Annotated in this window: 25 protein-coding genes and 5 tRNA genes; 9 read left to right on the top strand and 21 right to left on the bottom strand. The window is 72.4% G+C overall.

Features of this window, described 5'->3' with window-relative positions; translation table 11 throughout:
* Nucleotides 1-20: 20 nt before the first annotated feature.
* Complete coding sequence (locus tag ACWCPI_RS20435; protein WP_451039440.1) at nucleotides 21-842, bottom strand: aminotransferase class IV; 822 nt, start codon at nucleotides 840-842, stop codon at nucleotides 21-23.
* Entirely contained in the window at nucleotides 839-1885 is a 1047-nt protein-coding gene (locus ACWCPI_RS20440; protein ID WP_451039441.1) for a chorismate-binding protein, read from the bottom strand. The genes ACWCPI_RS20435 and ACWCPI_RS20440 overlap by 4 nt, the downstream gene beginning before the upstream one ends.
* A 178-nt stretch (nucleotides 1886-2063) precedes the next feature.
* Here ACWCPI_RS20440 and ACWCPI_RS20445 point away from each other — a divergent pair.
* The 5 genes from ACWCPI_RS20445 to ACWCPI_RS20465 all read left to right on the top strand — a co-directional run bounded on the left by ACWCPI_RS20445 (nucleotide 2064) and on the right by ACWCPI_RS20465 (nucleotide 2519).
* Nucleotides 2064-2136 (top strand) — tRNA-Gly (locus ACWCPI_RS20445).
* Nucleotides 2137-2175: 39 nt separating this feature from the next.
* Nucleotides 2176-2249, top strand: a tRNA-Cys gene (locus ACWCPI_RS20450).
* A gap of 1 nt (nucleotide 2250) precedes the next feature.
* Nucleotides 2251-2322, top strand: a tRNA-Val gene (locus ACWCPI_RS20455).
* 19 nt (nucleotides 2323-2341) lie between these two features.
* Nucleotides 2342-2413: transfer RNA gene (locus ACWCPI_RS20460), tRNA-Val, on the top strand.
* A gap of 34 nt (nucleotides 2414-2447) precedes the next feature.
* Nucleotides 2448-2519: transfer RNA gene (locus ACWCPI_RS20465), tRNA-Val, on the top strand.
* A gap of 52 nt (nucleotides 2520-2571) precedes the next feature.
* On the opposite strand, the gene ACWCPI_RS20470 is transcribed toward ACWCPI_RS20465, so the two are convergent.
* The 4 genes from ACWCPI_RS20470 to ACWCPI_RS20485 form a co-directional block, all read right to left on the bottom strand.
* Entirely contained in the window at nucleotides 2572-2868 is a 297-nt protein-coding gene (locus tag ACWCPI_RS20470; protein ID WP_451039442.1) for a TFIIB-type zinc ribbon-containing protein, read from the bottom strand.
* A gap of 80 nt (nucleotides 2869-2948) precedes the next feature.
* Nucleotides 2949-3911, bottom strand: coding sequence for a phosphotransferase family protein (locus tag ACWCPI_RS20475; RefSeq protein WP_451039443.1), 963 nt, complete (start codon nucleotides 3909-3911; stop codon nucleotides 2949-2951).
* A gap of 239 nt (nucleotides 3912-4150) precedes the next feature.
* Nucleotides 4151-4348, bottom strand: a complete 198-nt coding sequence (locus ACWCPI_RS20480) for a hypothetical protein (protein ID WP_451039444.1) — start codon at nucleotides 4346-4348, stop codon at nucleotides 4151-4153.
* Between the two features lie 249 nt (nucleotides 4349-4597).
* Nucleotides 4598-4846 (bottom strand): hypothetical protein, encoded by a 249-nt coding sequence (locus ACWCPI_RS20485; RefSeq protein ID WP_451039445.1) that lies wholly within the window; start codon nucleotides 4844-4846, stop codon nucleotides 4598-4600.
* A gap of 196 nt (nucleotides 4847-5042) precedes the next feature.
* Here ACWCPI_RS20485 and ACWCPI_RS20490 point away from each other — a divergent pair, with 196 nt between their 5' ends.
* A complete protein-coding gene (locus ACWCPI_RS20490) occupies nucleotides 5043-6458 on the top strand; it encodes a protein kinase domain-containing protein (protein ID WP_451039555.1) in 1416 nt (471 codons plus the stop codon).
* A gap of 24 nt (nucleotides 6459-6482) precedes the next feature.
* On the opposite strand, the gene ACWCPI_RS20495 is transcribed toward ACWCPI_RS20490, so the two are convergent.
* The 10 genes from ACWCPI_RS20495 to ACWCPI_RS20540 form a co-directional block, all read right to left on the bottom strand.
* Nucleotides 6483-6878: an NUDIX domain-containing protein gene (locus ACWCPI_RS20495; RefSeq protein ID WP_451039446.1), complete on the bottom strand. Its 396-nt coding sequence runs from the start codon at nucleotides 6876-6878 to the stop codon at nucleotides 6483-6485.
* Between the two features lie 7 nt (nucleotides 6879-6885).
* Nucleotides 6886-7704 carry a TrmH family RNA methyltransferase gene (locus tag ACWCPI_RS20500; protein ID WP_451039447.1) on the bottom strand — a complete coding sequence of 273 codons (819 nt, stop codon included), beginning with the start codon at nucleotides 7702-7704 and terminating at the stop codon, nucleotides 6886-6888.
* A 64-nt stretch (nucleotides 7705-7768) separates the two neighbouring features.
* Nucleotides 7769-9010 carry a uroporphyrinogen-III C-methyltransferase gene (gene cobA, locus ACWCPI_RS20505; RefSeq protein ID WP_451039448.1) on the bottom strand — a complete coding sequence of 414 codons (1242 nt, stop codon included), beginning with the start codon at nucleotides 9008-9010 and terminating at the stop codon, nucleotides 7769-7771.
* Nucleotides 9011-9264: 254 nt separating this feature from the next.
* Nucleotides 9265-13470: a nicotinate-nucleotide--dimethylbenzimidazole phosphoribosyltransferase gene (gene cobT, locus ACWCPI_RS20510; RefSeq protein WP_451039449.1), complete on the bottom strand. Its 4206-nt coding sequence runs from the start codon at nucleotides 13468-13470 to the stop codon at nucleotides 9265-9267.
* Nucleotides 13471-13839: 369 nt separating this feature from the next.
* Nucleotides 13840-15051, bottom strand: coding sequence for a precorrin-6y C5,15-methyltransferase (decarboxylating) subunit CbiE (cbiE, locus tag ACWCPI_RS20515; RefSeq protein ID WP_451039450.1), 1212 nt, complete (start codon nucleotides 15049-15051; stop codon nucleotides 13840-13842).
* Nucleotides 15052-15165: 114 nt separating this feature from the next.
* On the bottom strand, nucleotides 15166-15804 hold the full coding sequence (locus ACWCPI_RS20520) for a GNAT family N-acetyltransferase (protein ID WP_451039451.1): 639 nt from the start codon (nucleotides 15802-15804) through the stop codon (nucleotides 15166-15168).
* A gap of 162 nt (nucleotides 15805-15966) precedes the next feature.
* Nucleotides 15967-16794 carry a MetQ/NlpA family ABC transporter substrate-binding protein gene (locus ACWCPI_RS20525; protein ID WP_451039452.1) on the bottom strand — a complete coding sequence of 276 codons (828 nt, stop codon included), beginning with the start codon at nucleotides 16792-16794 and terminating at the stop codon, nucleotides 15967-15969.
* Between the two features lie 83 nt (nucleotides 16795-16877).
* A complete protein-coding gene (locus ACWCPI_RS20530) occupies nucleotides 16878-17603 on the bottom strand; it encodes a methionine ABC transporter permease (RefSeq protein ID WP_451039453.1) in 726 nt (241 codons plus the stop codon).
* Nucleotides 17600-18643 (bottom strand): methionine ABC transporter ATP-binding protein, encoded by a 1044-nt coding sequence (locus ACWCPI_RS20535; RefSeq protein ID WP_451039454.1) that lies wholly within the window; start codon nucleotides 18641-18643, stop codon nucleotides 17600-17602. The genes ACWCPI_RS20530 and ACWCPI_RS20535 overlap by 4 nt, the downstream gene beginning before the upstream one ends.
* 374 nt (nucleotides 18644-19017) lie before the next feature.
* A complete protein-coding gene (locus tag ACWCPI_RS20540; RefSeq protein ID WP_451039455.1) occupies nucleotides 19018-19665 on the bottom strand; it encodes an HAD-IA family hydrolase in 648 nt (215 codons plus the stop codon).
* A 185-nt stretch (nucleotides 19666-19850) separates the two neighbouring features.
* Between ACWCPI_RS20540 and ACWCPI_RS20545 the strand changes: the two genes are divergently transcribed.
* Together ACWCPI_RS20545 and ACWCPI_RS20550 are read left to right on the top strand one after the other, a co-directional pair.
* Nucleotides 19851-20210 (top strand): hypothetical protein, encoded by a 360-nt coding sequence (locus ACWCPI_RS20545; protein WP_451039456.1) that lies wholly within the window; start codon nucleotides 19851-19853, stop codon nucleotides 20208-20210.
* Nucleotide 20211: 1 nt separating this feature from the next.
* Entirely contained in the window at nucleotides 20212-20628 is a 417-nt protein-coding gene (locus ACWCPI_RS20550) for a hypothetical protein (RefSeq protein WP_451039457.1), read from the top strand.
* On the opposite strand, the gene ACWCPI_RS20555 is transcribed toward ACWCPI_RS20550, so the two are convergent.
* The 3 genes from ACWCPI_RS20555 to ACWCPI_RS20565 form a co-directional block, all read right to left on the bottom strand.
* Nucleotides 20618-21115, bottom strand: a complete 498-nt coding sequence (locus ACWCPI_RS20555; protein WP_388806974.1) for a GNAT family N-acetyltransferase — start codon at nucleotides 21113-21115, stop codon at nucleotides 20618-20620. The genes ACWCPI_RS20550 and ACWCPI_RS20555 overlap by 11 nt on opposite strands.
* Nucleotides 21116-21160: 45 nt before the next feature.
* Complete coding sequence (locus tag ACWCPI_RS20560) at nucleotides 21161-21667, bottom strand: RNA polymerase sigma factor (protein ID WP_451039458.1); 507 nt, start codon at nucleotides 21665-21667, stop codon at nucleotides 21161-21163.
* A 74-nt stretch (nucleotides 21668-21741) separates the two neighbouring features.
* Entirely contained in the window at nucleotides 21742-22908 is a 1167-nt protein-coding gene (locus ACWCPI_RS20565) for a glycerophosphodiester phosphodiesterase (RefSeq protein WP_451039459.1), read from the bottom strand.
* 420 nt (nucleotides 22909-23328) lie between these two features.
* Between ACWCPI_RS20565 and ACWCPI_RS20570 the strand changes: the two genes are divergently transcribed.
* Complete coding sequence (locus tag ACWCPI_RS20570) at nucleotides 23329-24003, top strand: lysophospholipid acyltransferase family protein (protein WP_019757317.1); 675 nt, start codon at nucleotides 23329-23331, stop codon at nucleotides 24001-24003.
* Nucleotides 24004-24097: 94 nt separating this feature from the next.
* On the opposite strand, the gene ACWCPI_RS20575 is transcribed toward ACWCPI_RS20570, so the two are convergent.
* Both ACWCPI_RS20575 and ACWCPI_RS20580 read right to left on the bottom strand, forming a co-directional pair.
* Nucleotides 24098-25621, bottom strand: coding sequence for an MFS transporter (locus tag ACWCPI_RS20575; RefSeq protein WP_451039460.1), 1524 nt, complete (start codon nucleotides 25619-25621; stop codon nucleotides 24098-24100).
* The gene (locus ACWCPI_RS20580; RefSeq protein ID WP_451039461.1) at nucleotides 25618-26169 is read right to left on the bottom strand and encodes a TetR/AcrR family transcriptional regulator; all 552 of its coding nucleotides are present in this window, start codon (nucleotides 26167-26169) and stop codon (nucleotides 25618-25620) included. The genes ACWCPI_RS20575 and ACWCPI_RS20580 overlap by 4 nt, the downstream gene beginning before the upstream one ends.
* Nucleotides 26170-26180: the final 11 nt, after the last annotated feature.

A 26180-nucleotide genomic window follows, 5' to 3' on the forward strand; every position in this document is an offset into this window, starting at 1 on the left:
GCAGCCCTTTTTCCCGACTCTCACGGGTCCAGGTCGTCGCCGGACCGCTCGTCGAAGACGCGCATCGCCTTGGCGGTCACCGGGCCCGGGGCGCCCGGCAGTTCGCGGTCGTCGACGCGGTGCACGGCCTGGACGTCGCGCAGGGTGGAGGTGAGGAAGATCTCGTCGGCCCGCTGGAGGACGTCCAGCGGCAGGTCGGTCTCCCTGGCGCCGGTCCACTCGATCGTCAACTGGCGGGTGATGCCCGCGAGACAGCCCGAGGCGAGCGGCGGGGTGTGGATCTCGCCGTCCAGGACGACGAAGACGTTCGACCCCGTGCCCTCGCAGAGTTGCCCCACCGTGTTGCCGAACAGGGCCTCGCTGGCACCTTGTTGATGGGCGCGGGCGAGTGCGACGACGTTCTCGGCGTACGAGGTCGTCTTCAGGCCGGTGAGGGCGCCGCGCTCGTTGCGGGTCCAGGGAACGGTGATCACAGCCGTGGAGTCGGCGCGCCGGGTGGTCTCGCCGAGAGCGACGACGAGGGTCGGGCCGTGCTCGCCGCGGTCGGAGCCGAGGGGGCCGTGGCCGCCGGTGTAGGTGATGCGCAGCCGGCCGAGCGGCATCGGGTTGGCCTCGATGACGGCGGCGCAGGCGCGGCGCACCTCGTCGTGGTCGGGGTCGATCAGCCCGAGCCCGTTCGCCGAGCGAGTCAGCCGGTCCAGGTGCCGGGTCAGCGCGAACGGACGGCCGTCCACCACCTTCAGCGTCTCGAAGATGCCGTCGCCCACGGTCAGCCCGTGGTCGAAGACGGAGACACGGGCGGACTCGATGTCCTGCAGTCCGCCGTCGAGCCAGATCCTCACGATTGCAGTCCCTCTCCACTCACCTCATACGCTCCCGACGCTACCGCGAGCAGCCGGGCGGCCTTCAGCTCGGTCTCCCGCCACTCCCCCTCGGGGTCCGACCCCCAGGTGATCCCGGCGCCGGTTCCGAACCGCAGCAGCCCCGCACCCCGGTCGACCCAGAAGGTGCGGATCCCGACGGCCAGCTCGCCGACGCCGCGGTCGGCGTCGACCCAGCCGATGCCGCCGCAGTACGGCCCGCGGGGCGCCGTCTCCAGCGCGTCGATGATCCGCAGGGCACTGGACTTGGGCGCGCCGGTCACCGAGCCGGGCGGGAAGGCGGCGTCGAGCAGCTGCGGCCAGCCGGCACCGGGGCGCAGCTCACCGCGGACGGTGGACACCAGGTGGACGAGCCCCGGGTGCTTCTCCACGGCGCACAGGTCGGGGACGGTGACGGTCCCGGTGGCGCACACCCGGCCGATGTCGTTGCGCACGAGGTCCACGATCATCACGTTCTCGGCGTAGTCCTTGTCCAGCAGGTCCGCCTCGGTACGTCCGGTGCCCTTGATCGGCCCGGACTCGACTGTCCGCCCGTCCCGCCGCAGGAACAGCTCGGGGGACGCGGTGGCGATCTCCACACCGTGCCGCGGCAGACGAATCGTTCCTGCGTACGGGGCCGGATTGCCGCGCGCGAGCAGCGCGGTCAGGGCGTCCACGTCCGCCTCCGGACCGATCGGCGCGCTCAGTACGCGGCAGAGGTTCGCCTGGTAGACCTCGCCGGCCGCTATGTGCGCGCGGATGCGCCGTACGCCCGCCGTGTACGCGGCGCGGTCGAGCGAGGACGTCCAGTCCCCGGCGACCGGGCCTCGCCAGTGCCCGGGGACCGGCGCCGGCACCGGTTCCTCTCGTACGTCGCGGAAGCGCGCGCAGGTCAGACGGCCCTCGAAGTCGGCGCAGACCGCCCAGAAGCCGCTGGAGTCCAGGGCGGCGGGATCGCTGGTGACGTCGAGGAGACCGGTGGCGACACGGTCGCCGAAGCGGGCGAGAGGAGCAAGGTCGGGCACGCAGTCGAGTCTATGGCGGCTGTCCCCCGGGTGACCTGGCCATGCCGGTTCCGGGACCGTCGGCCGGTCCCTGAGCGGGTGCAGCGCAGCACGCTGCACAAACGCGTTTTTGTACTGGCCCCGGAATCCGCTAGAGTTCAACTCGTCGCCGGGCCGCGAGAGCGGAACGAAACGACAAGCGGACGTAGCTCAGTTGGTAGAGCGCAACCTTGCCAAGGTTGAGGTCGCGAGTTCGAACCTCGTCGTCCGCTCGAAGGAACAAGGGGATCTTCCCGAACCCCTACACTCCTGGTGGAGTGGCCGAGAGGCGAGGCAACGGCCTGCAAAGCCGTCTACACGGGTTCAAATCCCGTCTCCACCTCCAAGGACGATTAGCTCAGCGGGAGAGCGCTTCCCTGACACGGAAGAGGTCACTGGTTCAATCCCAGTATCGTCCACTGGATCTTCGGATCCCCCGCGCGATTAGCTCAGCGGGAGAGCGCTTCCCTGACACGGAAGAGGTCACTGGTTCAATCCCAGTATCGCGCACGCAAGATCCACGACCCTCGGGTCGTGACCCCGAGGACGATTAGCTCAGCGGGAGAGCGCTTCCCTGACACGGAAGAGGTCACTGGTTCAATCCCAGTATCGTCCACAGCCAGAAGCCCCCGGTCGTGACCGGGGGCTTCTTCGTGCTCGGTGCGTGCTCAGCTGGAGAACAGCATGTGACCGAAGCTCTTGTGGCGGCGGTGGCCGTAGTGACCGCCGTGGGGGCCGCCGTGCGGGGCACCCCAGGCCGGGGCCTGCGGGGCCGCCGGGTAGGCCTGCGGGGCGGGTGCGGCCGGAGGCGGCGGGGCCGGCTGGGACCACTGGGACTCCAGGCGGGTCAGCGCCTCCAGCTCCCCGTAGTCGAGAAAGATGCCGCGGCAGCCGCTGCACTGCTCGATCTGGACGCCGTTGCGGTTGTACGTGTGCATCGGGGCTCGGCACTTCGGACACTGCATGGTCGGGTCAACTCCTCGCCGGTCGGTCCTGTTTCGCGTATCGCCAGGACAGACTCTGTCCGGCTGCGGTCGGTTGCACCCTACTTTGCGTATCCCTGGGTCAACTCAAGGGGGACGGAAGTCATTCGGTCACAGGCGTCGACGAGGCACTGCTCGACCTCGTCCAGGAGACGGCCTTCGGCCAGGGCTTTGGTGATCGCCCGAGCGGCCGTCTGCACGGCGAGGGCGCGGGCCGGAACGTCCAGGGCGGACCAGGGGTCGGCGTCGGCGGGGACGGCCGGGCCGCCGGCGTCGCGGTACGCGGTGAGGAAGCGGTCCCACTCGTCGGGCGGGAGCAGCCCGACGGCGTACCAGGCCGCGGGCCGCCCGAGGTCCCAGGTGGGCACGCCCACACCGAGGTCGTCGACGTCGATGAGGAGCCAGGGGCCGTCCGGGGCCGGGTGGCGGACGAGTTGCCCGAGGTGGAGGTCGCCGTGGCAGAGGGTGCTGGTGTCGGGCTGGGGCGCCTCGGCGCGCGCCCAGGCGGGGAGGGTGTCCCAGGCACGGAGAACGGCGGTGGCCTCGGCGGTGAGGGCGTTGCCGGGCGCGACCGCCGCGGTGGCCGTACGCAGACGGGACACCGCGAGCGCGGCCTTGACGGGGCCTCGCATGGGAGGAAGGGGGGCCGGGGCGGGCGTTCGATGCAGGCGGGCCAGGAGGCCGGCGGCGGCTTCCCAGGGGGCCGAGTCGGGATCGGTCGGGTCCACCGGGGCGCCGTACGGCCAGCAGGTCACCAGCCGGCCGTGCAGGTCGACGGGGGCGGGGGTGAGCGGGGGGAGGAGAAGGCCGGGGAGGCGAGCGGCGGCGGTGAGGCGGGGTGTCAGATCGGCGGGGGTGCTGTCCGGGGCGTGGGCCTTGGCGACGGTGTCGGCATGGCGGACGACGGTCGCGTCGGGGCGGTCGGCGAGGGTGACGGTGGCTCCGCAGGGACAGGCGGAGGTACGGGAGTGTGCCGCTGCTTCGGCTCGTGCGGTGAGGTCGGGCAGCAGGGGGTTCGCGGTCACTGTGATCCCTTGGGTGCGGATGCTCTGGGCGCGAGGGTACGTGGGAGGGCCGGTGATCCGACCCCCGCGGGTACCCGGGGCCGTGTGTCCCGTGGAGCCATCGCTCGCGGGCAAGAGCAATGCCGGCGCAGCTCCCCAGCTGCGCCGGCATCTGTGCCGTCCGCCGCACCCCCGTCCCCACGGGGTTTCATGGGTGGATGTCCCCGCCCGAACCGCTCTTCCGGGCCTGGGGTCGCCGCTCAGCGCCCCAGCATCACGCCCACGGACGACGCCTGTGTGGCCACCGTCTCCCAGCCGTCGAAGACGACGAGGAGCAGGGCCGCCAGGGGAAGGGCCATGATCGTCGCCACCAGGGGGTGGCGGCGGCCCTGGCGACGGGAGCGCAGAGTGATGCGCTGCTGCGTGCGGATCAGCGTCCGCGGTGCCGTCTGGGCCATGGTCCCTCTCCCGACCTGTGTCAGTTGTCGTTGGCAGCGGCGGGTGTCTGACCTCGGGGGACGAGTGCTGCACCCGCCGCTTGACCTCAAATCTAGGCGGGCGACGCCTCCGGCACGTCATGCCCTCGTACCCATTGCCGGGCCTCCCCGAGGATGAGCCATGACGTGCGGAGTACTCCCCTGGGTGGAGACGAGGTGCCAGGTCTCGGGGTCTTCCCCGAGGGGACGCCCGGAAGGATCAGCTCTGCCCTACTTTGTCTCCGACCTCTTCTCCGGACCGTCCTCCCGCGGAACCGGCTGCTCGACCAGGGCGAGCACCCGGTTCGCCATGAAGCGGGCGGTACGGACCACCGCCCCACTTCGGGTGACTTCGCTCACTTCGACGACACCCCGGCGCACCGCCGTCTCCACCCTGCGGCCCGCCCTGCTCGCCACCACCTCGTACGTGCGCGTCGTGTCCCCCGCGTCCACGACTATCTCCACGCGGTCACCCTTCACAGGATCAATCCCCCTTCTGCGATGGCTGGTTGGGGGCGGCGACCAGGTTAAGTCGCCCTGCTCACCCGCCCTCTGACCACTCTTCAAGTCTCTCACCCACCACTGACAATCGATCGCGTCGAGAGGGCGCGGCCTCTGCGCACCGCGGCCCGTGGAAACGTAAGCTGTGGCTCGTCAGACGGACCGGGCAGCGGGGATGAACATGGCGATGATGCGCCTGAGGCGCGAGGACCCGCGCGTCGTCGGCTCCTTCAGGCTTCACAGACGGCTCGGCGCGGGCGGAATGGGCGTCGTCTACCTGGGTTCCGACAAGAAGGGGCAGCGGGTCGCGCTGAAGGTGATCCGGCCCGACCTGGCGGAGGACCAGGAGTTCCGCTCGCGGTTCGCGCGTGAGGTCTCGGCGGCACGGCGGATTCGCGGCGGCTGTACGGCACGGCTGGTGGCCGCCGACCTGGAAGCGGACCGCCCCTGGTTCGCCACCCAGTACGTACCCGGCCCCTCCCTGCACGACAAGGTCGTCGACGAGGGCCCGCTCGGTGCGGCGGAGGTCGCCGCCATCGGCGCGGCCCTGTCCGAGGGACTGGTCGCCGTGCACGAGGCCGGGGTCGTCCACCGTGACCTGAAGCCCTCGAACATCCTGCTGTCCCCCAAGGGCCCACGGATCATCGACTTCGGCATCGCCTGGGCGACGGGCGCCTCGACCCTCACCCACGTCGGTACGGCGGTCGGCTCGCCCGGCTTCCTCGCCCCGGAGCAGGTGCGCGGTGCCGCCGTCACTCCGGCCACGGACGTCTTCTCCCTGGGTGCCACGCTCGCGTACGCGTCGATGGCCGACTCACCCTTCGGGCACGGCAGTTCGGAGGTGATGCTGTACCGCGTCGTCCACGAGGAGCCCCAGCTGTACGGCGTACCCGACGCGCTGGCCCCGCTGGTCCGGGCCTGTCTGGCGAAGGACCCCGAGGAGCGGCCCAGCACGCTCCAGCTGTCGCTTCGCCTCAAGGAGATCGCGGCCCGGGAGGCGCAGGGACTCTCGGACGTACGTCCGCCCGCGCCTCGTAGCGCCGAGGCGGACCGCCCCACCGGGCGGCTCGCCGACACCTATGCGCAGCAGCCGCGTGCCCAGCGACGTGCCCAGGGCACTCCCCCGCCGCGCGGCGCCGGGATGTCGCGGGGCAGCGGCGCTCCGCGCGTGCCCGGGCCCGCCCGCGACGGGGCTCCCTCACGCGGTGGTTCCCCGCACAGCGGTACCGGGGCGTCCCGGTCCGGCGCGCGGCCGATTCCCGCCTCGCGCAACCAGCCCCGGTCCGGCAGCGGGAACCGGCCCGCGCCGCGCAGCGGCACCGGGCGTCCGGCGCCGAGGAACACCGGTACCGGGCGCCGGCCCGCCAACCCGCAGCTGCTGCGGCAGCGGCTGTTCGTCTTCGTCGTGGTCACGCTGCTCGTGGCGCTCGGCATCGCCGCGGCGCAGGGCTGCCAGGGCCCGCAGCGCGGGCTCGGCGACGACGGGAACGGCGTACGGGAGCGGCAGGAGCATGTGGACCCGGGCTATGTGCCGCTCGACGGGGACTCGATGTCCGAGCGGTACGAGTCGACGTTCGAGATCACCGAGTAGCCCTTCCCCGGGGAGTGCGAGGCTTCACAGGCCCGGCAGGACGCGCTCGAAGAACTCGCGGTCGCCGTCGAAGACCGGGTCCAGGGCCAGGAACTCCCGCGGTGTGACCCAGCGGGCCTCGGCGACCTCACCCGGGTCGGGGACCACCTCGCCGGCGTCGGCGTGCGCCGTCCACCAGTGCAGGCGGAACGACCCGTCGTCGGTCTCGGACTCCCAGACCTTCGCCACGGGTACGACGGTGAGCCCCACCTCTTCGCGGACCTCCCGGACGACGGCCTCCCGCTGCGTCTCCCCCGGTTCGATCCTGCCGCTGACCGGCTGCCAGTAACCGGGGCGGGGCACGGCGGGGCCGCGGCGGACCGCGAGGATCCGCTCCGCGCGCAGCAGCACCGCGACCACCGCCTCACCCCGCGCCCTCACCGAGCTCTCACCCCTGCGGGCGGCCCGACGCCACGGCGTAGAAGGCGACCGCGGCCGCCGCGCCGACGTTGAGGGAGTCGACGCCGTGGGACATCGGGATGCGCACCCACTCGTCGGCGGCCACCAGGGCCTGGGTCGACAGCCCGTCCCCCTCGGCGCCGAGCATCAGCGCGATCCGGTCCATCCGGTGCGGGGCGGCCTCGTCCAGGGTCCTGGCCTTCTCGTCCGGGGTCAGGGCGAGGAGGGTGAAGTCGGCCTCGCGGACCGACTCCAGGCTCTTGGGCCAGGTGTCCAGGCGGGCGTACGGGACGGAGAAGACCGCGCCCATGGAGACCTTGACGCTGCGTCGGTAGAGCGGGTCGGCGCAGTCCGGTGAGAGCAGCACCGCGTCCATGCCGAGGGCGGCCGCCGAGCGGAAGATGGCGCCTATGTTGGTGTGGTCGTTGACCGACTCCATGACCACCACGCGGCGGGCGCCGCGCAGGAGTTCGGTGGCGGTCGGCAACGGCTTGCGCTGCATGGAGGCGAGCGCTCCGCGGTGCACGTGGTAGCCGGTGACCTGCTCGGCGAGGTCCGGGCTGACCGCGTACACCGGAGCCGGGAGCTCGTCGATGACGTCGCGCATGACGTCGACCCACTTCGCCGAGAGCAGCATGGACCGCATCTCGTAGCCGGCTTCCTTGGCTCGTCTGATGACCTTCTCGCCCTCGGCGATGAACAGGCCCTCGGCCGGCTCGCGCTTACGGCGCAGCTCGACGTCGGTCAGGCCCGTGTAGTCGCGCAGGCGCGGGTCGGCGGGGTCATCGACGGTGATGAGATCGGCCACAGGGTGATACTGCCTTGTCCTGGGTGCGGTGCCAACGGCTCGGTACGGGTTGTGTTACCCGGGGTTACTCGCGGGGCGCGACGGCTTCGGGGCCGACCTTGACGACATCGCCGATGACGATGACCGCCGGGGGCTTCACGTCCTCGGCACGTACGGTCTCGCCGACCGTCGCCAGGGTCGCGTCGACACGGCGCTGGGTCGCCGTCGTGCCCTCCTGGATCATGGCGACGGGCGCGTCCGGGGACTTGCCGTGCGCGATGAGCGTCTCGGCGACCTTCCCGATGGTGCCGACGCCCATGAGGATCACCAGGGTGCCGGTCAGCTTGGCGAGGGACGGCCAGTCGACCAGGGAGCGCTCGTCGTCGGGGGCGACGTGGCCGCTGACCACCGTGAACTCATGGGCGACGCCCCGGTGGGTGACCGGGATGCCGGCGGCGGCGGGCACCGAGATCGAGCTGGAGATGCCGGGGACGACCGTGCACGGGATGCCGGCCTCGGCCAGTGCCTGGACCTCCTCCATCCCGCGCCCGTAGACGAAGGGGTCGCCGCCCTTGAGGCGTACGACCGACTTGCCCTGCTTGGCGTACTCGATCAGCGCGTTGTTGATGGCCTCCTGGGCCATGAACCGGCCGTACGGCAGCTTCGCCGCGTCGATCACCTCGACGTGCGGGGAGAGTTCCGCGAGCAGGTCGCGGGGGCCCAGGTGGTCGGTGATGACCACGTCGGCCGCGGCGAGCAGGCGGCGGCCGCGGACGGTGATGAGGTCCGGATCGCCGGGGCCGCCGCCGACCAGGGCGACTCCGGGAGTGCGGGTGCGGTGGTGCGGGGCGACCAGAGTGCCGTCGCGCAGTCCTTCCACGACCGCGTCACGGATGGCGGCGGTGTGACGGGGGTCGCGGTCGCTCGCCTCGGTCGTGAGGACGGCGACGGTGACGCCTTCGCTGTGACCGGTGGCGGGGGTCCAGGCCGTCGCCTCGTCGGCGTCGTCGGAGCGGACGCACCAGACGCGGTGGCGCTCGGCCTCGGCGGAGGCCCGGGTGTTCGCCTCCGTGTCGCCGGTGGCGATCAGCGCGTACCAGGCGTCGGCGAGGTCGCCCTCCTCGTAGCGGCGGGGGAGCCAGGTGAGTTCGCCCGCGTCCGCCATCGCCTCCACGGAGGGAGTCACCTCGGGGGACACGAGGAGGATGTCGGCGCCCGCTGCGATGAGGGCCGGGAGGCGGCGCTGGGCGACCTGACCGCCGCCGAGGACGACGACCTTGCGGCCGGTGAGGCGGAGGCCTACCGGGTAGGCGGGGTTTTCGGCCATGAGGGTGCGGCTCCTCTGGTGCGCGGTGCGAGGCCCTGACGTGCGGATTTTACGGTGCGTGCGGGAAGGGCGGTTCGGGTGTCCGGTGGCTGGGCGCCGTCGCCTGGGCGGCGGGGGGTCCGTGCCCCGCCGTCGCCTTGGCGGCCGGGGGGTCCGTGCCGTCCGCTCCACTGTGCGGAACGACCGGCCGCGGACCCACGGGCCGCCCGGGAGCCACCGGCGAACAAGGCTCAGAACCTGTGGTGCGGCTCCCGCTACTTCTCGGTCACTCCCGCCGAGTCGAACGTCGCCACCTCGTGCATCGCCCTGGCCGTGCTCTGGACCAGCGGCAGGGCCAGCAGCGCTCCGGTGCCCTCACCGAGGCGGAGGTCGAGGTCGACCAGCGGGCGCAGACCCAGCTTGTTGAGCGCGGCCACGTGGCCGGGCTCGGCACTGCGGTGGCCGGCGATGCAGGCCGCGAGGACCTCGGGGGCGATCGCTCGGGCGACCAGGGCCGCGGCGCCCGCGCTCACGCCGTCCAGGATCACCGGGGTGCGCAGGGAGGCACCGCCCAGCAGGAGGCCGACCAGCGCGGCGTGCTCGAAGCCGCCGATCGCCGCCAGGACGCCGATGGGGTCGGCGGGGTCGGGCTGGTGGAGCTCGATCGCACGGCGCACGACCTCGGTCTTGCGGGCGAGGGTCTCGTCGTTGATGCCCGTGCCACGGCCCGTCACCTCGGCCGGGTCGGTGTCGGTGAAGACCGAGATCAGGGCCGCCGACGCGGTCGTGTTGGCGATGCCCATCTCGCCCGTCAGCAGCGCCTTGTTGCCGGCCGCCACCAGGTCACGGGCCGTCTCGATGCCGACCTCGATGGCCTGCTTGGCCTCCTCGCGGGTCATCGCGGGACCGGTCGTCATGTCGGAGGTGCCCGCGCGGACCTTGCGGGGCAGCAGACCTGGGGTGGCCGGCAGATCGGCCGCCACGCCCACGTCGACGACGCACACCTCGGCGCCCACCTGGCCGGCGAAGGCGTTGCACACCGCTCCCCCGCCGAGGAAGTTGGCGACCATCTGGGCCGTCACCTCCTGCGGCCAGGGCGTGACGCCCTGGGCGTGCACGCCGTGGTCGCCGGCGAAGATCGCGACGGCCGCGGGCTCCGGGATCGGCGGCGGGCACTGGCGGGACAGACCGGACAGCTGCGCGGAGATGATCTCCAGCATGCCCAGCGCACCGGCCGGCTTCGTCATGCGCTTCTGCCGCTCCCAGGCCTCGCCGAGCGCCTTGGCGTCCAGCGGGCGGATCTGGGCCACGGTCTCGGCGAGCAGGTCGTGCGGCTCCTCGCCGGGCAGGGCGCGACGGCCGTACGTCTCCTCGTGCACGACCCACGACAGCGGGCGGCGCTTGGACCAGCCCGCCTGCATCAGCTCGGGCTCCTCCGGGAACTCGTCGACGTACCCGACGCACAGGTAGGCGATGACCTCCAGGTGCTCGGGCAGGCCGAGGGCGCGGACCATCTCGCGCTCGTCGAAGAAGCTGACCCAGCCGACACCGAGGCCCTCGGCGCGGGCGGCGAGCCAGAGGTTCTCCACCGCGAGCGCGGCGGAGTACGGCGCCATCTGCGGCTGGGTGTGCCGGCCGAGGGTGTGGCGGCCGCCGCGGGTCGGGTCGGCGGTGACGACGATGTTCACCGGGGTGTCGAGGATCGCCTCGATCTTCAGTTCCTTGAACTGCTTGGCGCGGCCCTTGGGCAGGGACCTGGCGTACGCCTCGCGCTGGCGCTGGGCCAGTTCGTGCATCGCCCGCCGGGTGTCGGCGGACCGGATGACGACGAAGTCCCAGGGCTGCGAGTGGCCGACGGAGGGCGCGGTGTGCGCCGCCTCCAGGACGCGGAGCAGCACCTCGTGCGGGATCGGGTCGCTGCGGAAGCCGTTGCGGATGTCGCGGCGCTCGCGCATGACCTTGAGGACGGCCTCGCGCTCGGCGTCGTCATATGCGGGCGCGGCCGGCCCGGTGGACCGGCGTGCTTCTTCCGCCACGGTGGTGCTCTCTTCTGCGGTGTCTTCCTGGTCGGCCACCCGGGTCTCCAGGTCCTCCGCGTGCTGGACGAGTTCGGGGTCGCCCTCACGGGGGGCGGGGACGGTGGCGACGGTCGCGTCCTCCGGGGGAAGCACGGTCGGCTGCGGCGGGGTCGGCGCGAGGTGCGGGGCGGTCGGCACCGTGCCCTCCACCGGGACGAACTGACCCAGGGGCTGGTCCGGCGCGGGTTCCAGCGGCACCCCGGACGGCAGGCCCGACACGGTCTCGCCCGTACCGGACGTGTGCTCGACGGGCGGTCCGGCCGGGGCCCCGGCCTGCGCGGACCGCAGCTGCGGGCCGGCGGGTTCGGCGACGTACGGCTCGGGGGCCTCGGCCGCGGCGGGTGCGGCGTCCGGCGCCTGCGGGTCGACCGCTTCGGGCGCGACGGCTGCCGCGGCGAGCGGCTGCGGGGCCTCGGCCGGTGCGGCGTCGACCTCCGCGGTCGGCCCGGGGTCCGCCGCCTGGGCGGCGGGGTCGTCGGTGACGGCGGCTTCCGGCTGCGGGGCCTGCGCGTCGGGGGCGGTCGCGTCCGCCGGGACGGCCTCGGCGCTGTCCGGGGCGGCGGCGACCGGTGTCGGCGGCTGGGCCTGCGCGAGGTTCGGGTCGGCCATGGCTGCGGGCGCCTGCTGCGGGTCCGCAGCGGGCTGCTCGACCTGGACGGCGGGCTCCAACGGCGGGGCGGCCGAGTCCGCGTCCGCGGGTTGCGCAGCCGCTTCGGGGGCTACGACGGCGGAGGCGTCGTCCGCGGGTACGGCAGCGGCGTCCGCGGGCTGGGGCGCCGCCGCGGGCTGCTCGGCGTACGCGGACTCGTCTGCCTGCGCGGCGTCCGGTGCCGTCTGGACGGCGTCGGCCTGCGGGTCGCCCTGGGCGATCGCGGTTGCGGCGGGAGCGGCGTCCTGCGCGGCATCGAGCACCGGGGTGCCCTCAGCGGCCTCGGGAGCGGGGGCCCCGGAGGGCTGCGGGGTGGCCTCGGGAGCGGGCGCGTCCGGGCTCTGGACGGTCTCGGCAGCGGCGGCGGCCGGGACCTGCTCGGTCTCAGGGGCGACCGCCTGCGCGGGCTGGGGGGCCGTCTCCGGGGCGGTGGCCTCCGGCACGTGGACGGCCTCGGGGGCGGCTTCCTCGGCGAGTTGGGGGGCCTCGGGGGCGTGCACCTCGGCAAGCTGCGGGGCCTCGGGGGCGCTGCCCTCGGGCACCTCACCGGTCTCGGGGGCGGGCACCTCGGCGGCCTCGGGGCCGGGCACCTCGGCGGCCTGAACGGCCTCGGGGGCAGGCACCTCGGCGGGGGCGTCCGCAGCCGGGGCCGCCTCGGTCTGCGCTGCCTCGGTCTGCGCTGCCTCGGTCTGCGCTGCCTCGGCCGCGGGGGCCTGCGCGCCCGCAGCGGCGACCGAGCCCGCAACATCCGCGATCTGCACGGCGCTTGCGTCGGCCTCGCTCAGCGGGCCGCCCGGGGTGTCCGTGTCGACGGCGTTCTCGGGGACGGCGATCTCACCGGCGCCGGCATCGGCGCCACCGGTCGCGGCTTCGTCGGCCTCCTGAGCAGGCGCTGCCACCGCGACCTGTTCGGCTCCCGCAACGGGTGCGACCGCCACGGCCTCGTCGGTCTCGCCCACGGCAGCGCCCGGGACCTCGCCGGCGCCCGGGACAGGCCCGCCCTCGGCGCCCGCCATGGCGTCACCGGCCGACGGCCCCGCTGCGCCGTTCCCGGCGTCCCGCGGGGCCGGCACACCGGCCTCGGCGCTCTGGGCGGCACCCTCGGGGCCGGTGCCCGTCGCGGCACCGGCCTCGGTGACCACCCGGGCCACCACCGCCTGGGCGACGCCTCCGTGCTCACCGGCCGGGACAACCGTTTCGGCAGCCGACACCTCGACGCTCACCGGCGCGGGGGCAGGGGCGTGCACGGCCTGGGCGTGCGCCCCCCAGGGCGTCGCCGCCTGCGGGGCCGCCGCCTCGCGGTGCTGAGGGGCTTCGAAGTACTCGGGGCCCGGCTGGCGGGCGGGGGCGCCGACGGCGCCGCGGTCGGCGAGGGAGCGGACCGGGCTGGCGGAGGCGTCGGGGATGGGCGGGCCGAGATGCAGCGGACGGCGCGGGGTGATCGGTGGAATCGGCGTCGTGGGGGCCGTCGGAGCCGGCGTGCGGACCGCGCTGAGGTCGACGGAGCCGCTGTCGCGGCCGGAGAGTTCGTGCGCCTCCGGCTGGTGCACGGCCTCCACGACCGGCTCGGGCGCGGGCGGGGCCACCTCGTTGCCCCAGGCGCCCTGGGAGCCGGGCAGCAGCAGGTCTTCGTCCTCGGCGGTGGTCTCGGAGAGGTAGGGGTACGAACCGTGCGCCGCGGAGGCGCCCGGCTGCTCCACCATGCCTGCGCTCTCCGGCTGTCCCTCGGCCGGGACCTGGCCGGTGTCGGTCATGCGTACCCCTCGCCCATCGGTTAGTGCTCCTACGACCAGCTCACCGGGAACGGCGCACCGACCGCCCCCGCAGTGAAGAACGAGCGTGCGTGCCCAGCGGCACGAACGACCCGCCCAAAAAAGGCGACAAAGCCATTGAGTGGCATTGTCGTGGCCGTTCGGCCGTCGCGACAGGCTGATCCGCGACAGGCCGCTGTGGACTGCGCCACGTTGCGCGTCCTCCGGTTTCCGCCGTACCACACCCACCCCAAACGGGGCGCGTTTTTCCGGACATTGACCGACGAAGTGCCGGGCGACCGAGTGCGGTACAACGATCGGCCAGCCTACCGCGCGCGGTAGGACAACCCGATCACGGGGACGGCGGTGCGCTCACGCCGTACGGTCCGGCAGCACGCCGCTGAGCAGGAACGCGACACTGCGCTCCCGCTCCGTCCAGGCCCGCGTGTCGAGTTCCACGGACTGCAGGAGGGCGCACTCGACCTCGTAGCCGTGCTGGGCGAGGTCCCTGCCGACGAGTTCGGCGGCGTCACGGGTCGCGGCGTGCGTGACGATGCGCTGCGGACGTCGGTCCGCGACGGCGGAGACGACGTCCGGTCCCCCGCCGCCGACGCGGACGACGTCCGGTTCCGGAAGGTTCTCCAGGACGTGCGGGGCGGTGCCGTGGACGATCTGGAGCTGGACGCCGAAGGCGCGCGCGTTGGCCTCGGTGCGGGAGCAGGCCCGTGGGTCGCGGTCGACGGCGATGACGGCGGCGCCGGCCCGGGCGGCCTCGGTGGCGAAGGCGCCGCTGCCGCAGCCGATGTCCCACACGAGGTCGCCGAGGCGCGGGCCGAGCCGGGCGAGTTGGGCCGCCCGCAGCCGTTCCAGCTCGCCCTCGCCCATGAGGCCGCCGTAGGACTCGGCGGGCAGCGTCCAGCCGCGCAGTCCGGCGGCCGGGTCGCGTCCGGCGATCCAGTCCCCTGACTCCCCCGCGGCGGCCGTGCCGCCGATGACGATGACGACGTTCGGATCGCGCCAGGTGTGGTCGGCGGCCTTGTCGGAGGTGACGACGCTGACCTGCTCCCGATCGCTGCCCAGCGCCTCGCAGATGACGAAGGTGCGGTGGACGCCCTCGAGGAGCAGTCCGAGTTCGGCGGGGCCGGCGCCGGGTGAGGTGAGTACGGCGACCTTGGGGTGGGCGCGGCACACGTTGACCGCGCGTCGCAGGGTGCGTCGGTGTGCGACGACCACCTGTGCGTCGTCCCAGGGCATGCCGGCACGGGCGAAGGCGGCGGCGACCGAGGAGACCGCGGGGACGACCTCGACCTCCAGCCCGAACTCGGGCGCGCGCAGGGTCCGTACCACTCCGAAGAACCCCGGGTCGCCGTCGGCGAGCACCACGGCCGTGCCGCGGTGCGCGGCGATCCGGCGGGCGGCGAGGGCGACGCTGCCCAGCCGGATGCGCTCGGCGGCGGGCGGCACCTCGGGAAGCGCCAGGTGGTGGGCGGCGCCGGCGACCAGCGTGGCGGCCCCCAGCGCGGAGCGTGCCGCGGCGGTCAGCGGCGAGCCGTCCCAGCCGATCACCGTGACGCGGTCGGCCATCGTCGTCAGTCTCCAGGTTTCGCGCAGGTCGTCGTGGGCGGCCCGCGGGGCGGGCTTCGTGAGGGTACCCGGTCGTGCGGGCCGGGCATTCGGTGCCCGAGGGCTCGTTTCCCGTCAGTTCCACTCGCCGAACGAGGTGAAACCGCCGGTGTCGGCCAGCTGCTCGCCGGCGCCGTCGAGGTCCTCCGGCAGGAGGCTCCACACGATGAAGTCGGTGCGTACGTCGGTCCAGGTGCCGTCCTCGGTGCGGACGCGCGCTATGCAGGCGTTGCGCAGGACGCCTTCGCTGATACAGCCGATCTTCTGGGCGACCTGCTGGGAGGCGGTGTTGTCGGCGGCGGTGCGCAGCTCGATGCGCTCGAACTTCTGGTCGGTGAACAGCCACTGGGCGGTCGCGAGAGCCGCCTCGGAGGCGTAGCCCTCGCCGCGCGCCCACGGGGCGACGACGTACGACAGCTCCGTGGCACGCACCTGCCAGTTGGTCTTGGTCAGCTGGACGATGCCGACCAGCCGCTGGGTGAGGAACTCGGTGACGGCGAGGTCGAGCCCGCGGCCGCTCTCCCGTTCGGCGGGGGCGTACTCGGTGATCCAGGTGCGGGCGCCGTCCTCGGTGAAGGGCTGGGGCACGTCCGTCCACGCGCCGACCTGCTCGTCGTTCATCATCTCGGCCAGCGCGGGCACGTCGTCCTCGTCGAGGGGGCGCAGCACCAACCGCTCCGTGCTGATGGAGATGTTGGGGAAGGTGCTAGTCATGCGCCGCTCCGTAACCTTCGGAAAATCCTTCAGGACCTGCTGAACTGCCCAGCATGCAGCATGAAAGCACCGAACTGCACCACGGGGTCCACACCAGGTGATGGAGTGGACCCCGTGCGTGGCGATACGCGGTAAACGCACCGTCAGATGGAAGTCGACCTCTCAGAACGCCGCGACGACAGCCCCGTCGTACTTGTCCTCGATGAACTTCTTCACCTCGGGCGAGGTCAGCAGCTTCGCGAGCTTCTCGACGCGCGGGTCGCCCTCGTCGCCCTTCTTCACGGCGAGGAAGTTGCCGTACGGGTTGTCCTCGGGCGACTCGGCGGCGATGGCGTCCTTCGCCGGGCTGAGGTCGGCCTCCAGCGCGTAGTTGCCGTTGATGACGGCGGCGTCGACGTCGCCGAGGGAGCGCGGCAGCTGGGCCGCCTCCAGCTCCTTGAAACGGAGGTTCTTCGGGTTGGCGGCGATGTCCTTGGGGGTCGCGTCGTAGCCCACGCCCGACTTGAGCTCGATCACTCCGTTGGCTTCCAGCAGCTTGAGCGCGCGGGCCTCGTTGGTGGTGTCGTTCGGCAGGGCGATCGTGGCGCCCTTGTCGAGGTCCGTGAGCTTCTTGACGCCCTGGGAGTACACGCCGAGCGGTTCCAGGTGCACCGTGGCGTCGGGCACGGCGACGATGTCGGTGCCGTTCTTCTTGTTGAAGTCGTCCAGGTACGGCTGGTGCTGGAAGTAGTTGGCGTCGACCTCGCCCTGCTGGACGGCCGTGTTGGGGGTCACGTAGTCGGTGAACTCCTTGACCTCCAGTTCGAGGCCGGCCTTCTTCGCGAGCTTGTCCTTGACGTAGGTGAGGATCTCGCCCTGCGGGGTGGGCGTGGCGGCGACCTTCAGGGGGGCGTTCGCGTCGGAACCGGAGTCCGAGCCGCACGCGGTGAGCCCGAGGGTGAGGGCTCCGACGGCGAGGGCGGCGGTGGTGATCTTGGCGGTGTTACGCACGAAAAGTGCCTTTCCTATGGGTGGTGCGACCCCGACATGGGTGTGCGGGGAGTTCTGGGTTTCCGGCCGGTCCGGCCGAGGGCTCAGACGGTCTTGCTGGTGGCGGTGGCGGCCTTCAGCAGGCGCAGCCTGGGCGCCGGGCCCGACTGGCCGCCGCGGCGGTGCAGGGAGCGGGCCGCGTAGTCGCCGGCGAACTGGATGAGGGAGATCACGACGGCGAGGATCGCGACGGTGAGCCACATCAGCTCGGTCTCGAAGCGCTGGTAGCCGTAGCGGATGGCGATGTCCCCGAGGCCGCCGGCGCCGACCGTGCCGGCCATGGCCGAGTAGCCGATGAGGGCGACGATCGTGGTGGTGGTGCCGGCGATCAGCGAGGGCAGGGATTCGGGTACGAGGACCTTGCGGACGACGGTCCAGGTGTTGCCGCCCATCGACTGCACGGCCTCGACGAGCCCGCCGTCCACTTCCCGGACAGCCGTCTCGACCAGGCGCGCGAAGAACGGGATCGCGCCGATCGCGAGCGGCACGATGGCGGCCTCGCGGCCGATGGTCGTCCCGGTGACCCAGCGTGTGAAGCTCATCAGGGCCACCATCAGGACGATGAACGGCATCGAGCGGGCGACGTTCACGATCTGCCCGATGACCTTGTTGGCGACCACGTTCTGCAGCAGGCCGCCCCGGTCGGTGAGGACGAGGAGCACGCCGAGCGGAAGGCCGCCGACGACGGCGATGAGCGTGGAACAGCCGACCATGTAGAGGGTGTCCCAACAGGCCTGCTCCAGCAGGGGCCGCATCTCGGACCAGGTCACTTGGCACCTTCCTTCACCAGCGCGGACTCCTGCTGCGCAGCGCCCAGGACGTCGATCTGCAGGCCCTGTTCGCGCAGGAAGCCGATCGGCACGACGTTGTCCTCGTAGCGGCCGGGCAGTTCGATGCGCATCCGGCCGACCTGCAGGCCGCCGACGGTGTCGATGGCGGCGCCGAGGATCGAGATGTCGATGTTGTACGTCCGCGAGAGCTTGGAGATGACCGGCTGGGTGGCGGCCTCGCCCTGGAAGGTGACGTCGACGACGGTGCGGTCGTCGCCGGAGGCCTCGCCGCCCACCGGGAAGAGAGCGGAGGTCAGTTCGGAGCCGGGGGTCGCGAGCAGCTCGCCGACGGTGCCGGACTCGACGATGCGGCCCTGCTCCATGAGCGCGGCGGAGTCGCAGATCGACTTCACCACGTCCATCTCGTGGGTGATGAGCAGGACGGTCAGGCCGAGTTGCCGGTTGAGGTCGCGCAGCAGCTGGAGGATGGAGCGGGTGGTCTCCGGGTCGAGGGCGCTGGTGGCCTCGTCGGAGAGCAGCACCTTGGGGTCGCCGGCCAGGGCGCGGGCGATGCCGACACGCTGCTTCTGACCGCCGGAGAGCTGGGCGGGGTAGGCCTTGGCCTTGTCGGCGAGCCCGACCAGGTCGAGCAGTTCGAGCGCCTTGCGCGAGCGCTCCTTGCCGGACCTGCCGAGGATCTCCAGCGGAAGTTCGACGTTGTCCTGGACCGTGCGGGAGGACAGCAGGTTGAAGTGCTGGAAGACCATGCCGATGCGGCTGCGCGCCTGCCGCAGTTCGCGGCCGGCCCGGGGGCCGCGGCCGGCCAGGGCGGTGAGGTCCTGTCCGGCGACGGTGACCGTGCCGGCGGTGGGGCGTTCCAGGAGGTTGACGCAGCGGATGAGGGAGGACTTGCCGGCGCCGGACTGGCCGATGACGCCGTAGACCTCACCCTCGCGGACATGGAGGTCGACGCCGTCGAGGGCGGTGACCTCGCGGCCGCGTGAGCGGTAGACCTTGGTCAGGCCCGTTGTGGTGATCACTGGGGTTTTCCGTCACTGTCGAGTGCGCGGCGCATCGTGGGCGCCGGGCACGTGGCGTTCATGGTCGAAGGCGGCCAGGACGCAGCACAGTTCTCGCGGGCACGGTGGGACCGGGGAGGAGAATGTGTGCGCGGGGCGGGGCTCGGTCCCGTACGCCGGGCGTACGCGTGGACATGAGCGGGCTCTCGCTTCGGGGCGCGAGGCGCAGGGGCCCTCTAGAAGGCGCACATTCGACACATACAACGAGCACCGGGCGTCATGGTCGCCTCGGTCGCAAAGGTGCGGCAGCTCGTCGTGGTCATGCGATCAGTAAACCAGACGTACGGTCCTTACCGGCCGCCGCTGTCCGCATGCTGGACAGCGGCGGACAGTTGTCAGCCGCGGACGGAGATCTCCACGCCCGCGCCCGTGACCAGGGCGGACAGGGCCGACAGATCCCGCACCACCAGATCGGCGTCGAGCTCGTGGGCCTGGTGGGTTGTGGTCAACGCCACGGTGGTCATGCCGGCGGCGCGACCGGCCGCGAGACCGGCGGGGGCGTCCTCGAAGACGACGCAGCGGGCCGGGTCGACGCCGAGTTCGCGGGCGGCGAGGAGATAGGGCTCGGGGTCGGGCTTGCCGCGGGTGATGTCGTCGGCGGTGATCATCGTCTTGGGGAGGATCCCGACGGCGTCGAGCCGGGCCTCGGCGAGCCGCCGGGTGGCGGAGGTGACGACGGCCCAGCGGTCGGCGGGCAGTGAGCCGAGGAGGGCCTTCGTGCCGGGCAGCAGGTGGACGCCGCCGTTCGGCACGTCCTGCACCTCCAGCGCCTCGATCCGGGCGAGCGCTTCCGGCACGACGTCGGCCGGGAGCAGGTCGGCGACTATCTCGACCGCCGGACGCCCGTGCAGCTCGACCCGGGCGAACTCCCGTGTGACGCCGTACTCCTCGGCCCATCGCGCCCAGCAGCGGTCCACGGAGGCCAGGGAGGAGACGAGGGTGCCGTCGTTGTCGAACAGGAGAGCGTGCGCATGGATCGTCATGGTCTAGACCCTACGGGCCGCAGCGGTCCGCCCGGCGGGGAGGCCGAGGGACGAGGTCGACCGCCGGGTGGAGCGGACGGGTGCGATCGGGAGCGGAAGACGGCCCGGGCCCGCGCACCGAGGCGGTCCGGCCGACCGACGGGGGCGGCCGCATCAGGTCTTTTGGCCCGTAATAGGCTCGCCACATGCTTGATGCCCTGACGCTGGTGACCGGTGTCGCCGCGCTGCTGCTCGCCGCCTGGTGCGGGTGGGCGGCCTACCGTGACCAGCCGACGAAGGACTGGCACTTCATCGGGATGGCCGTGGTGACGGTGCTGGCCCTGGTGCAGTTGGTGGCCGGGATCGTGCTGCTGGCGCAGGGCGAGAAGCCGGAGCAGGGCACGACGATCTTCGTGGCGTATCTGCTGGGCGCGTTCGCGTGCGTCCCGGCCGCCGGGTTCATGTCACTGGCCGAGCGGAGCAAGTGGGGTTCGGTGACGGTCGCCGCGGGTGGTGTGGTGCTGGCCGTGCTGGAGGTGCGGCTCTATGACATCTGGGGAGGCTGAGGTGGCCGCGACGCAGGAGAAGCGGACGCGGCTGATCAGCGGGCCGGGGATGCTGCTGGTCTGGCTGTACGGCGTGATGGTCGTCGGGGCCGTGTCGCGCTCGGCGTACCAGATCGCGACTCAGTTCGACCGGGCGCCGCTCGCCTACGCGCTGTCGGCGGTGGCGGGGCTCGTGTACGGCTTCATCACGTACACCCTGGTCCGCGGCGGGGAGACGGCCCGCAAGGCGGCGCTGGTGTGCTGCGCCGCCGAACTCGCGGGCGTGGCGGTCGTCGGCACCTGGACCCTGCTGGAGCCCTCGGCGTTCCCCGACGCGACCGTCTGGTCCGACTACGGCATGGGGTATCTGTTCATCCCGGTACTGCTGCCCCTGTCGGCCCTGTACTGGCTCCGCAAGGCGCGCACCGTCACGCCGTAGCGGCGAACGCGCCCGCCTGCTTCTCCAGGACGATCATCGGGACGCCGTCGGCACCCTTGGACGTGCCCACCGCCTCGTAGCCGACCTTGCGGTACAGGCGGAGGTTGCCCTCGCTGCGGTGGCCCGCTTCGAGCCGGAACGTCCTGGCTCCGCGCTGCTCGGCCAGGGCCGCTTCCGCAGCGCGCAGGAGGCGGGCGCCGATGCCATGGCCCTGGAGACGGGGGTGTACGCAGAGTTTGCCGATGGCGGCGGCGCCGTCCTCGGTGACACTGCCGCGGACCGAGCCGACCACCTCGTCGCCGAGCCGTGCCACGAAGACGCAGTCCGCGGCGACCTCGGCCCGGACCGAGTCCAGCGTCTGGACCAGCGGGTCGATGCGGTAGTTCCCGTACAGCGCCGCTTCGCTCTGGAAGCACAGGTACTGCAGCCTGAAGATCTGCTCCGCGTCCTGCTCGGCCGCCGCAGAGATGGTCACGCTCATGCCCATGTGCGCACGCCTCCCGCTCACCTGATCGCCTGTCGTCCCTCACTCCTATCCCCGCGCTCCGCGGGCCGCAACCTCCGGTGCAAGCAATCGACGCAGACATCCCAGGCATCTGGAACGTTCCGGGCCGAGACTGCCCTGTGAGATACCCAACTCCCCCGCGATTTCCCGGTATGTCAGGTCGTCCGGGGAGAGAAGGGCCTCCATCAGGCGGGGGCAGCGGCCCGGCAGGCGGCGCACCGCCTCGCGCAGGTCCCGGTGGTGGGCGGCCGCCAGGGCGAGGTGTTCGGGGCCGGCGGCGGCTTCGTCCGCGGGCTCGTCCTCGTACGGCCGCTCCCGGTGGTTCGTACGGCGGTTGCGGCGTGCCTCGGAGCGGACGGCCCTGCGCAGCCACCGGTGGGGGTCCGGGGGCGGGCCGTGCGCGTCGAGGCGCTCCAGGAGGCGGAGCCAGACCGCCTGTTCCAGGTCGCCCGGTTCCGCTCCGCAGGCGCGGGCCTCGGCACGGGCCTCGGCGGTGAGCAGGGGTCGCAGGGTGGCGACCAGGTCGTTCCTCATATGCGGCACGACGCGGCCGCCCGGGCACGGGGTTGCCCGGGCGGCCGGCCGTCACCCTGACCGGCGCCCGGGGCTCAGTCGTTGACGAAGTCCTGGCGGGCCAGCAGACCCGTGTCCGGCTGGTCGGTGAACACACCGTCGATGCCGGTGGCGAAGTACGCCTTGTAGGCGCCGAACACGTCACCGTAGGCGTCGGCGTCGGTGCCCTTGCGGAAGTTCGCGGGCAGGAAGGGGTTCTCGTTGCGCAGCGTCCAGGGGTGCAGGAGCAGGCCGACCTTGTGCGCGTCGTTCACCAGGGTGGTGGGCGTGGTGAGGTTGCCGCCCGCGTCCTTCGGGATGATCAGGTCCAGGGTGGGGCCGATGCCCTGGGCGTAGGAGGCGATCTCCCTGAGGCCGGCCGGCTCGACCAGGTCGGCGACGGTGCGCGGGTCGCCCGTCTCGACGAAGTCCCAGGGGCGGGTGGCCGGGCCGGAGAGCAGGACCACCAGCGGGTTGTCGACCAGTTTGTTCAGGCGCTGGATGCTGGTCGGCTCGAAGGACTGCAGGACGACCGGCGAGTTCCGCCGGTCCTTGCGGTGCTTGTGCAGCACTTTGGCGACCCGCTCCTCCAGGGGAAGGCCGAGCTTGCGGAAGTAGGTGGGGTGCTTGAGCTCGGGGTAGATCCAGACCTGCTTGCCACGCCTGCGGGTCTGCTCGTCCTGCCACTTCAGGACCTCTTCGAAGGTCGGGATCTCCCAGCGGCCGTCGTAGAGGGTGTTGTGCGGCCGGTTGGCCGGGATGCGCTCGGTGGCGCGCAGGGTCTTCAGTTCGGCGAGCGTGAAGTCCTCGGTGAACCAGCCGGTCGTGGCGACGCCGTCGAGGGACTTGGTCTTCTTGCGGTCGGCGAACTCGGGATGGTTCGCGACGTCGGTGGTGCCGCCGATCTCCGGCTCGTGCCGGCAGACGAGGTGGCCGTCCCTGGTCGGCACCAGGTCGCCCGCCTCGACGATGTCGGCGCCCATGTCGAGCGCCAGCTGGTAGGCGGCGAGGGTGTGCTCGGGCCGGTACCCGCTGGCGCCGCGGTGGCCGATGATCGTGGGCTTGGGCAGGCTCCGCAGACCGCCACCGCCGCCGTGCCCGCCCTCGGCCGCGCGCGCCGTGCCGGACAGCCCGAGGACCGCTCCGCCGGCGCCGAGCACGGCCGCGCCGAGAAGCATCCGCCGTCCGGTCACGCCCGTCTGCTCATTGTCCTGCGTTCCCATGGGGCCCTCCCTGGCCGTCTTCCGTTCGGTGCGGGCCGATCGTAGGTGCGTGTACATGACGGACGGGAGACGTGCGGCGAAACTCGCCGGTGACGCCGGATGTCGTACGAGAACAGAATGATGTCGTCCCGTCGGATTCGGACGGGCGATCGAGGGGAGTCGTTCGGCAGGGCCTGTCGTGTGAACGCCGGGGCGACCGGGCGACGGGCTTCAGGGCTTCAGGGCTTCAGGGCGATGTCCGTCACATCATGGCGGGAGCGTTACGCGCCGTCCTCGGCGCGGCACCGCAGGTGAACGTGCGTCAACAGTGCGTAAGACCTCGGTGAAGTCGACGCACCCGATGTGCGGGACCCCCGGGTCCGCGAGTATCGTCCTCACCTGCACAGACTCATACAGAACCCCTTGACACCGGAGGGCCCGTTGTCCCGCTTCGCGCTCATCAAGGCAGTGCTCGGACCGATCATGCGCCTGATGTTCCGCCCACAGGTGGAGGGTGCGGAGCACATCCCGGGCGACGGTCCGGTCATCCTGGCCGGCAACCACCTGACGTTCATCGACTCGATGATCCTGCCGCTGGTCTGCGACCGGCAGGTGTTCTTCATCGGCAAGGACGAGTACGTCACCGGCAAGGGCCTCAAGGGCCGTCTGATGGCCTGGTTCTTCACCGGCGTCGGCATGATCCCGGTCGACCGGGACGGCGGTCGGGGCGGCGTGGCGGCGCTGATGACGGGCCGCCGGATCCTGGAGGAGGGCAAGGTCTTCGGCATCTACCCCGAGGGCACGCGGTCTCCCGACGGCCGGCTGTACCGGGGCCGTACCGGCATCGCGCGCCTGACGCTGATGACCGGGGCGCCGGTCGTTCCGTTCGCCATGATCGGCACGGACAAGATCCAGCCGGGCGGGGCGGGGATGCCCCGGCCCCGCAAGGTGACGGTTCGCTTCGGTGAGGCGATGGAGTTCTCGCGGTACGAGGGGATGGACCGGGACCGTTATGTGCTGCGGGCGGTGACCGACTCCGTGATGGCGGAGGTCATGCGGCTGTCCGGCCAGGAGTACGTGGACATGTACGCGAGCAAGGCCAAAGAGGCCGCGTAAGGCCCGTTCGGAACGGCGGGTCGCCCATCGGGCGGCCCGCCGTTCGTGTGTTCCTGACCGCCGCGACCGCAGACCGGTCACGACCCCCCGTCCCTCAGCCGGTGCTGTCCAGCCGTTGGCCCCGGAGCATGAACCAGGCCGCGACCGCCGCGGCCAGCAGCACCGCCGCGCCGGTGCCCGCCGCGAGGGACAGGCCGTCCACGAAGGACTGCCGGGCAGCGTCCAGCAGCGCCTCGGACGTGTGGGCGGGCAGGCCCGCCGCCGCCTCCACGGCTCCGCCCAGCGACTCGTGCGCCGCGGCCGGAGTGCCCGCCGGGCCGACGAAGTCCCGGTACACGCCGGTCACGATCGAACCCAGCACCGCGATGCCCAGGGCCGCGCCCAGTTCGTACGCCGTCTCCGAGACGGCCGACGCCGCGCCCGCCTGCTCCTTGGGGACGGACGACAGGATCACGTCGGACGTCACCGTGAAGGACAAGCCCGCGCCGGCGCCGACCACCAGCAGCGCGGCCCCGAGCAGGGGGTAGCCCGTGGTGCGGTCGATCACGGTGAGCACGGCCAGGGCGAGGCCGATCGCCGCGAGGCCGCCGGAGACGACGGCCCGAACCGAGAAACGGCGGGCGGCACGACCGGCGATCAGGCCGGCGACCACCGCGCCGATCGCGGCGGGCAGTTCGGCGAGACCCGCCTCGAAGGGGCCCCTGCCCTGCACGAGTTGCAGGAACTGGGAGAGGAAGAACACCAGCCCGGACAGGCCGAGGATGGTCAGCAGGTCGGCCAGCACCGCGCCGCTGAAGCCGCGGTGGCCGAACAGCCGCATGTCCAGCAGCGGCGTCGGCAGGGTGAGCTGCCGGCGTACGAAGCCGTACAGCGCGGCCGCGCCCAGCAGGCCCATGGCGAGTGTGGCCCAGGTGACGCCGTGCGTGGCGGCTTCCTTGACGGCGTACACGACGCCGACCATGCCGACGAGGGACAGCGCGACGCTGCTCAGGTCCCACGGACCGGAACCCGGGTTCCGTGATTCGGGCAGCAGCTTGATGCCGACCAGGACGAGGACCGCCATCACGGGCAGGTTGATCAGGAAGACCGAACCCCACCAGAAGTGTTCGAGCAGGAAACCGCCGACGATGGGGCCGACGGCCGTGCCGGCGGAGGCGGTGGCGCCCCAGATGCCGACGGCGAGGCTGCGCTCGCGCGGGTCGTGGAAGAGATTGCGGATCAGGGCGAGCGTGGCGGGCATCAGGGTGGCGCCCGCGACACCGAGCAACGCCCGCGCCGCGATCATCAGTTCAGGGGTCGTCGCATAGGCGTTGAGCACGGATATCGCGCCGAACGCCGTGGCGCCGACGAGCAGGATCCGCTTACGGCCGATGCGGTCGCCGAGGCTGCCCATCGACACCAGCAGACCGGCGATGACGAAGGAGTAGACGTCGCCGATCCACAGGAGCTGAGTGCCGGAGGGGTTGAGGTCCTCGCTGATGTAGGGGGTCGCGAGACCGAGGACGGTCGCGTCGACGGCCACCAGCAGCACGGCGAGCACGAGGACGGACAGCGCGAGCCAGCGGCCGGGGCGCTTCACCGCCTCGGTCGTGCTCGCCGGCTGCAGGGTGCTGGTCATGGTTCCTCTCTCCGTAGTGCGCCGCCGAGCAGCAGCTCGACGATCATGTGCTGGAAGTCCTTGGGTGCGCCCTTGCCGCTGTGCACCATCCAGGCGCCGGAGGCCATGAGCCCGTACAGCGCTTCGGTGAGCCAGGTCGGCGTGAGGTCGATGCGGAACTCGCCGCTGAGCTGACCGCGCCGGAACACGGCGGCGATGCGGTCGTCGATCCGGGTCCAGCCCGCGTTCTGCTCCTCGCCCTCGAACAGCTGGTTCTCGGTGTAGAGGAAGGCGAGCAGCCCGGCGACCGGCTCGACCGCGGCCACCAGACGGCGTACCGCATCCGGTGCCGTGCCGGCGTCCAGGTCGGCCGCGTCCAGCGCGGCCTCGCACTCCGCGATGCCGAGTGCCTCCAGCGCCCGTACCAGGGCGTCGCGCCCGGCGAAGTGGCGGTGCAGGGTGGCCCGGCTGATCCCGGCGGCCTTCGCGACCTCGTCCATGGTCGCGGTGGATTTGCGGGTCAGCAGGGCTGCGGCGCTGCGGAGGACGTGGTCACGATCGACGGCCATGAGACAAGAGT

It is taken from the genome of Streptomyces sp. NPDC001920 (assembly GCF_053594495.1).